The sequence below is a fragment of the candidate division KSB1 bacterium genome, from assembly GCA_034505495.1.
In the GTDB taxonomy this organism is placed as follows: domain Bacteria; phylum Zhuqueibacterota; class Zhuqueibacteria; order Residuimicrobiales; family Krinioviventaceae; genus Fontimicrobium_A.
This window is the reverse complement of the sequence record JAPDQV010000014.1, coordinates 21,549-33,965: the sequence shown is the minus strand read 5'-3', so window position 1 is coordinate 33,965 and position 12,417 is coordinate 21,549. Positions and strand designations below refer to the sequence as shown.

Annotated in this window: 9 protein-coding genes; 8 read left to right on the top strand and 1 reads right to left on the bottom strand. The window is 57.2% G+C overall.

Annotated elements, in window-relative coordinates:
• Positions 1-34: 34 nt before the first annotated feature.
• A complete protein-coding gene (locus ONB24_07795; protein MDZ7316009.1) occupies positions 35-2,020 on the bottom strand; it encodes an oligopeptide transporter, OPT family in 1,986 nt (661 codons plus the stop codon).
• A 454-nt stretch (positions 2,021-2,474) separates the two neighbouring features.
• Here ONB24_07795 and ONB24_07790 point away from each other — a divergent pair, with 454 nt between their 5' ends.
• The 8 genes from ONB24_07790 (at position 2,475) to ONB24_07755 (ending at position 12,037) form a co-directional block, all read left to right on the top strand.
• Positions 2,475-3,341 (top strand): sulfide/dihydroorotate dehydrogenase-like FAD/NAD-binding protein, encoded by an 867-nt coding sequence (locus ONB24_07790; GenBank protein MDZ7316008.1) that lies wholly within the window; start codon positions 2,475-2,477, stop codon positions 3,339-3,341.
• Positions 3,328-4,809: an NADPH-dependent glutamate synthase gene (gltA, locus tag ONB24_07785; protein MDZ7316007.1), complete on the top strand. Its 1,482-nt coding sequence runs from the start codon at positions 3,328-3,330 to the stop codon at positions 4,807-4,809. The genes ONB24_07790 and gltA overlap by 14 nt, the downstream gene beginning before the upstream one ends.
• A 101-nt stretch (positions 4,810-4,910) precedes the next feature.
• On the top strand, positions 4,911-5,279 hold the full coding sequence (locus ONB24_07780) for a YccF domain-containing protein (protein MDZ7316006.1): 369 nt from the start codon (positions 4,911-4,913) through the stop codon (positions 5,277-5,279).
• Positions 5,280-5,495: 216 nt separating this feature from the next.
• Positions 5,496-6,536 (top strand): LacI family transcriptional regulator, encoded by a 1,041-nt coding sequence (locus tag ONB24_07775; protein ID MDZ7316005.1) that lies wholly within the window; start codon positions 5,496-5,498, stop codon positions 6,534-6,536.
• A gap of 117 nt (positions 6,537-6,653) precedes the next feature.
• Positions 6,654-7,880, top strand: coding sequence for an L-rhamnose isomerase (locus ONB24_07770; protein MDZ7316004.1), 1,227 nt, complete (start codon positions 6,654-6,656; stop codon positions 7,878-7,880).
• Positions 7,881-7,998: 118 nt separating this feature from the next.
• On the top strand, positions 7,999-9,381 hold the full coding sequence (locus ONB24_07765; GenBank protein MDZ7316003.1) for a hypothetical protein: 1,383 nt from the start codon (positions 7,999-8,001) through the stop codon (positions 9,379-9,381).
• Complete coding sequence (locus ONB24_07760; GenBank protein MDZ7316002.1) at positions 9,381-9,548, top strand: hypothetical protein; 168 nt, start codon at positions 9,381-9,383, stop codon at positions 9,546-9,548. The genes ONB24_07765 and ONB24_07760 overlap by 1 nt, the downstream gene beginning before the upstream one ends.
• Before the next feature lie 212 nt (positions 9,549-9,760).
• Positions 9,761-12,037, top strand: a complete 2,277-nt coding sequence (locus tag ONB24_07755; protein MDZ7316001.1) for a family 43 glycosylhydrolase — start codon at positions 9,761-9,763, stop codon at positions 12,035-12,037.
• The last annotated feature ends 380 nt before the right edge of the window (positions 12,038-12,417 follow it).

Below are 12,417 nucleotides of genomic sequence, written 5' to 3'. Positions count from 1 at the left end.
CGTGGCTTTCGCTCTGTCCGCCGTTCGGCGCGAATCAATCCTTTTCTCTGCAGGCGGTTCGGTAGAGATAGCCGCAGAGGAGCAGAAACATGACCAAACCGAGAATCTGCCCGCCGGAGCTTTCGGCCCAGTGAGCCGTAATGAGGCGCTGCGCCCAAGTCAGGCGCTCAAAGCCGATGTATTTGAGAAATGCGGACAAAACGCCCATAATGGCGCCCCCGGCTATGAATCCCGAAGCGATGAGCGTGCCGCGCTCGCGGCGCTTGTCCGAGACGGCGGCGTCGGCGCTGCTCTTGATCACCCAATGCGACAGCAATCCGCCCGCCAGCAGCGGTGTGTTGAGCGACAACGGAATGTACATGCCCAAGGCAAACGCCAGCGGCGGAATGCCGATCATTTCGAGAATCAGCGCCAGGATGCCGCCGACGGCATAGAGCATCCAGGGAGCCGGTTGGTTGGACATCAGCGGCTTGATCACGGCCGCCATAGCGTTGGCCTGCGGCGCCACCAAAGCGTTTTTGCCGACAAAACCGTAGGTTTTGTTGAGCATGAGAATGACCAGCCCTACAGAAGCCGCAGCGACAAGAGTGCCTAGGAACTTGAGACGTTCCTGTTGGTAGGGAGAAGCGCCCAGCCAATAGCCGATTTTGAGATCCGTAATAAAGCCGCCGGCCATGGACAGCGCCGTGCAGACCACGCCGCCGATGATCAGCGCCGAAACCATGCCCGTAGGACCGGAGAGGCCAACCCGCGTCAGGACGATCGACGCCAGAATGAGGGTCATCAAGGTCATGCCGGAGACGGGGTTGGTGCCGACAATGGCAATAGCCCGTGCTGCAACCGTCGTAAAGAGAAAAGCGATCAGCAACACGATGATCAGCGCCGCCAATGCGCGGCCGGCATGGTGGACGACGCCGAACTGAAAAAAGAGACCAACGGCGACAATCAGCAGCACGATCAGCGCTCCCACCCAAGCCATGGGCAGATCGCGATCGGTGCGCACGGTTGCGCGCGGCTTGCCGTCCTCCTTATGAAGCACCTCGCCCGCCGCCAGCTTTACGGCGCCGACAATGATCTTGGAGGACTTGAGCACACCCACCAATCCCGCCACGGCGATCCCGCCGATGCCGATGTGGCGGACATAGAAGGAAAAGATCTGCTCGGCCGACATCTCGCCGATCGGCGCCGTCGCCGTGCTGCCGATGAGCATCGGCGCGTGCTGACCGAAATAGTAGACCAGCGGCACCAAGACGAACCAGGAGAGAAACGATCCGGCGGTGATGATTGCCGCATAGCGGAGACCGACGATATAGCCCAAGCCCATGACTGCGGCACCGACGTTAAGACTAAAGACCATCTTGAACTGATCAGCCGCATGGCGCAAAAAGGGTACGGCGCGGCTGGTAAACACTTCAGACCACCAGTTGAAGGTACCGATGATAAAGTCGTAAAGACCGCCGACGGCCATGGCTTTCAGCAACAGCTTGGCCTGCTCGCCGCCGGCCTCGCCGGCAACCAAAACTTCCGTCGTCGCCGTCGCTTCCGGAAAGGGGAAATGTCCATGCATTTCTTTGACGAAATAGCGACGGAAGGGAATGAGAAACAGAATACCCAGGCAGCCGCCGAAAAGCGAGGCGAGAAAAATCTGCCAAAAATTCGCGTTCAGTTCAAGAATGTAGAGAGCCGGTATGGTAAAGATGGCGCCGGCGACGACGACGCCCGAAGCGGCGCCGATGGATTGAATGATGACGTTTTCCAACAGAGCGTTCCGGCGGCGGGTAAATACGGACAAGCCGACGGCAAGAATGGCAATGGGAATGGCGGCCTCAAAGACCTGTCCGATCTTGAGACCCAAATAAGCGGCAGCCATCGAAAACAGCGCCGCAAAAAACAACCCCCACCCCACGGACCATGCGGTCACCTCCGGTAACTTGGCGTCAGGCGGAACCACAGGCAGGTACTCTTCACCATTCTGCAGCGGCCGATAAGCGTTGGACGGCAGGCTCTTTTTCGTTTCCATTTCTGCTCCACGAGATTGAATGGATTTTGCAAAATATAGTTGAATGCCGCGCCATCCGCAAGCGGAAAGTGGCAGGCCTGTCGAAAGAGACATGGCTGTCCGGCACGCGACCCGGGCGTCAAGACAGTTGCCGAGGTTTCTTCAGCCGGCGCCAAATTCTGCATACCGGCATTCCAGGTTCTGTCCGACTTTGCATTGTCATTTCTGCTATTGCCGCAATCCGATTTTCACTTTTCACTCCTGCCTTAGCGACAGCACCCTCCCTTTTTGCCCATACTGAAGCGATCAAACTGTCGCTGTCTTTTGTCCGTTCCACATGGCGGCTTCAGCCGACTGGACGGCTTTAAGGGGCTTTCCAATGATGTTTTGCAAGGGGTTTGTTATTTTCGAAAAATTTAATAATTTATTTTCTATCAATGACAGTAAGAGTCTCAACCCATCTGACGGATATTTGATGCATCGAATCATTGCCAAAGAACAGCTTTCTGATGAAGTTTTCCGCTTTGTCGTTGAAGCGCCGCTGATTGCGCGCGAGCGTCGGCCCGGACAGTTTGTCATCCTGCAGCTCGATTCCGATTACGGGGAGCGCATTCCCCTCACCATCGCCGACGCCGATGCCGAGGCCGGCACCATCACGCTGATTTTCCAGACCGTCGGCAAGACCACCCATTTGTTGGCGGAGCGTCAAGTCGGCGATGAAATTCGTCATATTCTTGGTCCGTTGGGCAAGCCGACGCACATCGAACGATTCGGCACCGTGGTCTGCGTCGGCGGCGGCATCGGCGCGGCGCCGCTCTACCCCATTGCCCAGGCCATGAAACAGGCGGGCAACCGGCTGATCGTGATATTGGGAGCGCGCACGCACGGCCTGTTGATCCTGGAAAAAGAGATGCAGGCCATTGCCGACGAGCTTTTAATCTGCACCGACGACGGCTCTTACGGTGAAAAAGGGCTGGTGACCGAGCCGCTGCGTCGACTGTGCGCAGGAGCCAAACCCGATCTCGTCGTGGCCATCGGGCCGCCGATCATGATGAAGGCCTGCGCCGAGGTTACGCGCGAGTTCAACGTGCCGATCGTCGTTTCCCTCAACACGATCATGGTGGACGGCACCGGCATGTGCGGCGGCTGCCGCGTAACCGTCGGCAAGGAGACCAAGTTCGTCTGCGTCGACGGACCGGAATTCGACGGCCATTTGGTCGATTTCGACAATATGATGCTGCGTATGCGCGCCTATAAAGAGATCGAGGAAAAAGCTCATCAAGAATACCACTGCCGACTCAATCCGGAACTCAATCGACTGCGACAATATGAAAACACCTGAACAACTGCAACGCGAAGCAGCCGCTCTGCTGCAGGAACTGGACGGTAAGCAGCTGCGGCCCAAGGAGAGGCTCGCCATTCCGCCGCAGCCTATGCCGGAACAACCACCGGCGGAGCGCATTCGCAATCAAAACGAGGTCGCACTGGGCTATTTCGAAGAGCAGGCGATCGTCGAAGCCATGCGCTGCCTGCAATGCAAAAACGCGCCGTGCGTCGAAGGTTGTCCGGTGCGCATCAACATTCCCGCTTTCATCCAAGCGATCGTCGACCGCGACTATCAAAAGTCGATCGCCATCATCAAGGAGGCGAGCCTTTTGCCGGCCATCTGCGGCCGCGTCTGCCCGCAGGAGAACCAGTGCCAGGAACAGTGCACGGTCGGCAAAAGCCTAAAGAGCATCGACAAAGCGGTTTCAATCGGCCGATTAGAACGGTTTGTCGCCGATCGCGAACAGGCATCGGGGCATATCTCGCTGCCTGCGATACAGCCGCCGACCGGCAAACGGGTTGCGGTGATCGGCAGCGGGCCTGCCGGGATTTCCGCCGCCGCCGACCTGCGCAAGGCGGGCCACGATGTAGTCATCTTTGAAGCCTTTCACAAACCGGGCGGCGTGATGATCTACGGCATTCCGGAGTTTCGTCTTCCCAAGCGCATCGTCGAGATCGAGGTCAACACCCTTTTGCGCATGGGCGTGGTGATCAACTATAACTTTCTCGTCGGCCGCACGCGCAAACTGCAGGACCTTTTGGAAAAGGACGGTTTTGACGCCGTATTCATCGGCGCCGGCGCCGGTCTGCCTAAATTTATGGGCATCGAAGGCGAAAATCTGGTGGGCGTCTTTTCCGCCAACGAGTATCTGACGCGCGCCAATTTGATGAAGGCCTATGCCGTCGACAAAGCCAACACGCCCATTTACCGTTCGAAAAAGGTAGCCGTGCTCGGCGGCGGCAATGTAGCCATGGATGCGGCGCGCATGGCGCTGCGCATCGGCGCGGAAGAGGTGCATGTCATCTACCGCCGCACCGAAAAAGAGATGCCGGCGCGGGTCGAGGAAGTGCATCATGCCAAGGAAGAAGGGATCATTTTTCATTTTCTGCGCAACGCCAAGCGCATTTTGGGCGACAAACAGGGACGGGTACGCGCCGTCGAGACGATCTCTTACGAGCTGGGAGAACCGGATGAATCGGGGCGACGTCGTCCGGTGGAGATCCCAAACAGCGAGAGCCTCATGGAGTTCGATACCGTGATCGTCGCCATCGGCAACGAGGCCAATCCGCTGATCCGACAGACCTGCGAAGGATTGGCGACGGACCGTCACGGGCACATTTTGGTGGACGAAAACGGCAAGACCTCGATGGATCGCGTTTATGCCGGCGGCGACATTGTGCGCGGCTCGGCAACGGTCATATTGGCAATGGGCGAAGGCCGACGCGCGGCCGCGGCCATCAACAAAATGTTGGCGGAGCGCTGAGCAGAACCCTGCATCGGCAGCATGCCGGCGAACGCCGAAGCCGATGAAACCCGACGGCAAAAGAGCCGTAAACAAATCGACCTTTTAATGAGGAGGCGGCCATGAGTTTTCTAGGAAATTTATTGTGGATTTTGCTCGGCGGGTTCATCATCGCCCTCGAATACCTCGTCGGCGGAGTCCTGATCTGCCTGACCATCATCGGCATTCCCTTTGGTCTGCAGTGCTTCAAGCTGGCGCTGTTGGCGCTGTTTCCCTTTGGCCGCGAGATCGTCTCCAAGCCGACCTCGTCCGGCTGCTTGGGCACCCTGTTCAATATCATCTGGCTGTTCATCGGGGGAATTTGGATCGCCCTGACGCATCTCATCTTTGCCCTGCTGCTGGCCGTGACGATTATCGGCCTTCCTTTTGCCAAGCAGCACGCCAAATTGGCGACTTTGGCTCTGACTCCTTTCGGCAAAGAGATCCGCTGAGCGCCACCCCTCTCCTTTTTTACCGCCGCATTTTTCCATTCCACACCAAAACTCTTTGTCCCATTCTGCGTTTTTTTAAGCGATTATTTGTCGATATTTTTCGAAAAACCGCTTGACTACAAAAATTCCGCATATTAATTTGCTCTTAATCGATTTAGAAAACGCGTTCGCCCGCGGCGCAGGCCCGCCGACCAGCGAACGCTCATGCAGGAGGAAATGATGCCGAAACGAAAGCGCGTAACTCTGCGCGATTTGGCCGCCTTGCTGAACGTTACGCCCGCGACGATCTCCAAAGCTCTGCGCGACGCCGACGACATTTCCTTGGAAATGCGCCGGCGGGTCAAAGAACTTGCCGAAGAGGTCGGTTATCAGCCGAACCTGCTGGCGCGAAGTTTGGTCAAACAGCAGTCTCTTATGATCGGCGTGGTGGTGCCGAATCTGCGCATTTCGTTCTTTTCCGAGGTGACCCGCGGAATCTATGAGCGAGCGCGTGAACGCGGCTACGAGGCGATCATTATGGTCAGCGACGAGCAGGCGGAGCTGGAACGAAGGAGCCTGCAGTTCTTGTCCTCGCTGCTGGTCGACGGCATCCTCATCGACGCGGTGCCTGGAGAAAGCAACACGGTTCTATTGCGCCGCATGCGCGACCGAGGCATTCCGATCGTCGCTTACGACCGCCTGATCGACGGGCTGACCGTCGACGCCGTGACTATCGACGACGCAGAGGCAAGCAGAAAGGTGGTGCACCGCATTTATGCCGCCGGCAAGCGGCAGATCGCCTATTTCGGTCCCACGGAAAATCTTTATGTCGCTCGTCGACGTTTCGAGGGATACCGTCAGGGATTGGCCGAAGTCGGCCTGCCTTTCGACGAAAATCTGGTCGTCCGCTGCCAGGTCGATGTCGACGATGCCGAGCGCGGAATGATCGATCTGCTGCAGCGCAGGGTCAAGGTGGACGCCGTGGTCAGCATCGGCGGTCTGGTGGCGTTCGGTGCGGGACGTGCGCTTCTGCGCAGCGGCAAACGCATTCCGGATGATGTTCTGCTCGCCGAATTCGGCGACAACGACATCGTGGCGCGGCTGGGCGTGCCATTTCTGACCGTCTATCAGCACCCCTACAAAATGGGTCGACAAGCCGTCGACATGCTGCTGCAGCGGATTAGCGCACAGAGCGAAACCCCGCCCGAGCACCGCATCATCCCGGCCGATCTATTGTATCACGAAATCGGCGCCGAGTACGATCTCGAACGGCCTTGAGCCAAGCGGTCGGATAAAATTGGGGGGAATACGAGCAGCTTATTGAACAGCTTTCAAGACGAATTTTTGCCAAGCCTTTTGCGGCGCAGCTTATGAATCACGAATGGAGATAACGTAATGATGACGGAAGAACAGGTGAAATGGGGTTTGTCGGCTCTGGAACTGGAGTTCGGCGCCGCAAGGGTACGAGGCGCCGTCGAGGCGGTCAAGCGCTTTACCGTGGAGGTGCCGAGTTGGGTGTTCGGACGCTTCGGCGGCGGGCGATTCGGCGACTATACGCCGCCCGGGGCGGCGCGCAACCTGGCCGAAAAATTGGACGATGCGGCGGTGGTACGCCGTCTGACCGGTGCCGTTGAAGCCGTTGCGATGCACGTGCTTTGGGACTTTGCCGAGGAAAGCGGCGTCGCTTCGTGGGAAAAAGCGGTCGAGGCGCACAAACTGGCTGCAGAACGAGAGCTCAAAATTGGCTCCATCAGTCCGACCTACTTTTTGCGCGGCTCGCACCGCAATTCGCTTTCCGCCGAAGAAAAGCAGACGCGCGAGCGCTATATCGAACAAAGCCTTCTGGCATGTCGCATTGCCCAGGACCTGGGCAGCAAACTGGTGACGATTTGGCTGCCGGACGGCTCTTCTTATCCGGGGCAGATTTCCCTGCGCCGCAACTATGAGCTGGCAAAAGAGAGTCTTTTGCACATCCGCCAAGCCGCCGGCACCGACGTTTGGATGCTCATCGAGTACAAGGTCTTTGAACCCGGCACCTACAGCACCACCATTCCCGATTGGGGAACGGCATTTGCCCTTGCCAAAGCCCTTGGAGGAAACACCGGCGTTCTGGTCGATTTGGGCCATCATTTTCACGGCGCCAACATCGAGCAGATAGTGGCGCGACTCATTGCCGAAAACATGCGCTGCGGCTTTCATTTCAACAGCCGATACGCTGCCGACGACGACCACGCCGTGGAACCCAATGCGGAAATGGCGCGCATTTTTTACGAACTGGTTTCCGGACGCGTAGTGGCAAATGAAAAAAGCGACAAGAACTGGGCCTATATGATCGATCAGTGCAGCAGCCGCGAGAATCGGATTCACGCCGTGCTGCATTCGATCGATTCGCTGCAGCAGTGCTTGGCCCGCGCCATGCTTGTTCCGGAAGGGGAGCTCAAACAAGCTCAAGATGCCGATGAGATTATCGCGGCCAACCGCATCTTGAACCGCGCCCTGCTGCAGGCCGACGTGCGGCCGATCGTTGCGGCGGCGCGCCTGGAAAAGCTGCTGCCGATCGATCCGGTCGAAGAATACCGGCGCAGCCGTTATCAGCAGAAAATCGAGGGGGAAAGGCGCTGAACCGGCGCTGCTTCCGCCGCGGCCGTTTCGACCCAAAGCCGAACATCGCGGCCGTTTCGGCGCGGCAGCGCAGATCGATGGCTTTGCAATCGAGAGAGAACTCAACAGGAGAGTGCGTATGGCGACGGAAAAGAGATCCTTGGCCGAGCGGTTGGATGCATTGTATGAATTCGATCGCGAACCGGTTGCGCCGCACCAACTGAAAAAGGCGGCCAATTTCATGGGCTTGTATGCCGGTGAGCATGTCGCCGGCACCGAATTCGTCATCGGCCCGTTGTTTGTCGCCCACGGCGTCACGGCGTTCGATCTGTTCGTGGGGCTGCTGATCGGAAACCTGCTTGCGGTACTCAGCTGGGCTTTCGTCTGCGCCCCCATTGCCGTCAAGACGCGGCTCAATATGTATTGGCAGGCGCGCAAGATCGCCGGGCCGGGAGTCACTTTTTTCTACAACATTGTCAACGCCGTCATGTTCTGCTTCCTGGCCGGATCGATGATTTCCGTGGCCGCAACGGCGGTCGGCATTCCTTTCCACATGACCATGCCGACCTTGAACGACATGTACCCCAATAGTCTGCAATGGGTGCTTGTCGTGCTGGGTGTGGGCGCCGTGGTCACTCTGCTGGCCATTTTGGGATTCGAAAAGATTTCCAATGTCGGTCAAATCGCCGCGCCGTGGATGTTTTTGGTCTTTGTTTCGGCGGCGATCGCCGTCCTGCCCATGCTTGGCGTGCACTCTTTGGGCGACTTTTGGCGCGTCGCCAATGAAAAAATATGGACCGGCCAAGCGGTGGAAGGGCAGTCGCAGTTCACGATTTGGCACGTCATCTTTTTCGCCTGGTTCGCCAATTTGGCCATGCATATCGGTATGGCCGATATGTCGATTCTGCGCTATGCGCCCAAGTGGCAGTACGGCTTTTTCAGCGCCTTCGGCATGTACCTCGGTCACTATATCGCCTGGATTGCCTCCGGAATTCTGTGCGCCGCGGCCATGGGCAATGTGGCTCCCGGACCGATTGCCTACCTGGGCGCCGGAGCGGCCGGCGCCGTCTGCGTGGTGATCGCCAGTTGGACCACCGCCAATCCGACCATCTACCGCGCCGGTTTGGCCCTGCAGACCGTTACCCCCAACTGGAGCCGCTGGAAAATGACCTTGGCCGTGGGCATGATCACAACCATCGCCGCCCTCTTTCCGGCGATTATGATGAAGCTGCTCGACTTTGTCGCCTTTTACGGCCTTATGCTCATGCCCATGGGCGCCGTCATTTTCGCCGACTTTTGGCTGCTGCCGCGGTTGGGACTGGAAAGCAACTTTGCAGAGAAAAGGCGCCTGCTTTTCAGTTGGCCGGCTGCCGCCGCCTGGCTGGTCACTTTAATTTTTGCCTTCTTGACGCCGCTGGAAATCTATTTCAAAGCGCTGCCCGGGTGGTTCATGGCCGTCCTGATCTTTGTCGCTGCAAGTGCGCTCGAACAAAAAGTCATTCGGAAAGGAGGCAGACAGTGATGTGGATTGCCAAAATCATTTCCCTGATCGGACTGTTGCTGACCCTCATCCCCGCCGTCCTGGTCTTTACCAATAGGATTCCCTTGGAGGAACATTACCGCCTCATGCTCTTTGGAATGCTGCTCTGGTTTGCCTCATCTCCGATCTGGATGTTGAGGAAAAAATAGATTGAGCAGCGCAACGGGTTAAAGCGGGGGATGTTCTGCCCCCATAGCAAGCCCGCGTAATGTCGCCTTTTGTTATTCGGACGAGCTGTTTTCACACCCCTGACCAAGACCCTTTCTTTCCTTGATTTTGATGCGGTTTTTCTTAATTTATCGACACCGAAAAGTTAAGTTGGCAACATCCCAAAGATTAACCAGCATCGAGGAAAGAAAGTATGATGAAGCGATCCATTTTTCAATTGCTACTCCTGCTCACGATTACCGGCAGCGCTCTTTTGGGGCGTTCGCCCTCCTTTCTTACTTTTATGAACCCGATCATTCCCGGCGATCACCCGGACTGCACCTTAACCCGCGTCGGCAATGACTTTTACACCACCGGCTCCTCCTTTTCGACCACGCCGATCATCTATCACTCGACCGATTTGGTGCATTGGGAGGCGATCTCGCATCCGGTGGACAACTCCTGGCCGCTTTGGGGCACCAATCCTGCCGACGGCATCTGGGGCGGTCACCTCGTCTTTCGCAACGGCAAATATTGGCATTTCTTCGGCCGCGCTGCGCGCATGTACTTTGTCACCGCCGACAGACCGGAAGGGCCGTGGAGTCAGCCGAAAGAAATCGAATGTCCGCCGCAGGTGCCCGGCCTCGGCATGGACAACTCGATTTTTATCGACGACGACAACAGCTGGTACCTGTTGGTCAAGAACGGCCAGTCCAACAACTGGATCGTCCAGCTCGGCGACGACGCGCAGCCGACCGGCGTGATCCTCAATCTCTGCTGGATCAACCCCGCGCCGACCTACCCCTACAGCTGGGCCGAAGGACCGGTGATGTGGAAGCGCAACGGCTGGTACTATTACTCTTTTGCCATCCATATTTACGCCACACAAAGGGTCATGCGCAGCCGCACCTTGACCGATGATCCGGGTGCCTGGGAGTTTCTCGGCAACTTTTTCAACGAGAATGACCCCAAAAAGGGCGGTTCGCTTTACAATCTGCCCAACCACTGCTCGCCGGCCGTCGAGCTGGACGACGGCACCTGGTGGGTGATGTACCATTCCTTCGGCACCGAGGAATGGCGCGGCCTCGGCCGTCAAGGACTGCTCAGCCAAGTCCGCTATGTAGACGACAAACCGATCGCCGATTTTCCGATCAACGAGCCGATGAAGGCCCCCGACCTGCCGTCGAGCGGCATTCCCTGGATGGTGCCGAAATCCGATTTCTTTGATTCGGAAAAACTGAATCCCGAGTGGCGGCGCCTGGGCTACTGCCCGCAGATGAACTATTCCTTAACCGACCGTCCCGGCTGGCTGCGCCTTTTACCGAAAAATCAGCACAACACCGTCGTCAAGAACGACGCCGAACACAACTATGCCCTAATCACCCGCGTTGATTTTGCCCCGCAGGCGCCGAACGAAGAGGCGGGCATCCGCATCATGACCGGACTGCAGAATCTCAACGCCCGGCTCTTTTGCACGGTCGACGCCGCCCGAAAACCGATCATCGTCTTTACGTTCGACAAGACGCGCTATGAAGTCGAAAACACCGTCGGCAGTCCCGTTTGGCTCAAGATCTATCGCTACAACCACAACCTTACCGGATTTTACAGCGCCGACGGCTTTTATTGGACGCAGATCGGCGCGCCGATCAAAGTCTCCACCATGGACGTGCAGCAGCCGGAGTACAACGCCTTTACCGGCAACAAGCAGGGACTCTATGTCATCGGCCGGCAGGCGGATTTCGATCTCTACATCTACCGCGATGCCTACTCGCCGATCTGGGCGGAATGTTATGCCAATCAGTGGGGCAACTCGCGGCTTTACACCCGCCAGGGGTCCTATCTTTTGGACAACATCCATAACGGCGATTGGGCGATGTACGCCGGCGTCGAATTCGGCGGCGCCGACTATCCCAAGCAGCCCGATTCGCTCAAAATCGTCGCCTCCTGCGTCGGCGACGGCGGCACGGTCGAGGTCTGGCTCGACTCGCTCGAAACGGGCCGCAAGATCGGCGAGTGCCGGATCAGCTCAACCGGCGACTGGAAAACCTTTCAGACCTTTACGGCTCCGGTCGAAGCCGCTCAAGGACGCCATGATCTCTATCTCAAATTCACCGGCAGCAGCGCCGGCAAGCTGTTTCAGCTGCAGTCGTTCCTTTTCAAGGCCAAGGGCGATACGACCGTCGGCGTTTCGGACCGTAACGAGCCCGTTCTGCCGCGCCGGTACAGCCTGAAGGCATTTCCCAATCCGTTCAACCAATCCACAATACTCGAATACGATTTACCCAAAGCGGGCGAAGTGGAGCTTTCCGTGTTTGACCTTCAGGGCAGGCGCATTCGCACCTTCAGCGCAAAAGCGAACAGTCCCGGCAAGTTCCGTATGGTTTGGGACGGCAAAGATCAAGACGGCGTTCCGACATGCTCGGGCACCTATTTTTGCCGCCTGGAAACCGGCGAGCAGTCGCTGACAACCAAACTGGTGCTGATTCGCTAAATCAGATCGCGCGGCTGAACACCGCATCTCGTTTTGATTGCGGCAGACAAAAGCAATAGGCAGTAATGGCAGGAGCGATAAAAAAGACCAGATCGTTTTTTATTAACGCCCATCTCCGTCCCTCCGAGCTTGTTTAGAATAAAGCGTTCAGGAGCGGCCGGAGGGCGACGTCACGATGCCATTCCGCTTTTGTCTGCCGCAAGTTTTCTTTCCTCATCCTCCCCTGCTCCTGCCGGTTAATATTTTTTCCGCAAATTTTGACCAAGGGGGTTGACCTATTCCGGCTTTATGTGCATCCGCCTTGGCCGCTTTCCTTTCGATTTTTTTACGGATTTTGTGACTGTTAAATATCATTTGACATTAAGATGAATATTTTTTAA

Coding starts and splice junctions, on each gene's coding strand:
- ONB24_07795 (MDZ7316009.1), bottom strand. CDS start 2,020: ATGGAAACGAAAAAGAGCCTGCCGTCCAACGCTTATCGGCCGCTGCAG.
- ONB24_07790 (MDZ7316008.1), top strand. CDS start 2,475: ATGCATCGAATCATTGCCAAAGAACAGCTTTCTGATGAAGTTTTCCGC.
- gltA (MDZ7316007.1), top strand. CDS start 3,328: ATGAAAACACCTGAACAACTGCAACGCGAAGCAGCCGCTCTGCTGCAG.
- ONB24_07780 (MDZ7316006.1), top strand. CDS start 4,911: ATGAGTTTTCTAGGAAATTTATTGTGGATTTTGCTCGGCGGGTTCATC.
- ONB24_07775 (MDZ7316005.1), top strand. CDS start 5,496: ATGATGCCGAAACGAAAGCGCGTAACTCTGCGCGATTTGGCCGCCTTG.
- ONB24_07770 (MDZ7316004.1), top strand. CDS start 6,654: ATGATGACGGAAGAACAGGTGAAATGGGGTTTGTCGGCTCTGGAACTG.
- ONB24_07765 (MDZ7316003.1), top strand. CDS start 7,999: ATGGCGACGGAAAAGAGATCCTTGGCCGAGCGGTTGGATGCATTGTAT.
- ONB24_07760 (MDZ7316002.1), top strand. CDS start 9,381: ATGTGGATTGCCAAAATCATTTCCCTGATCGGACTGTTGCTGACCCTC.
- ONB24_07755 (MDZ7316001.1), top strand. CDS start 9,761: ATGATGAAGCGATCCATTTTTCAATTGCTACTCCTGCTCACGATTACC.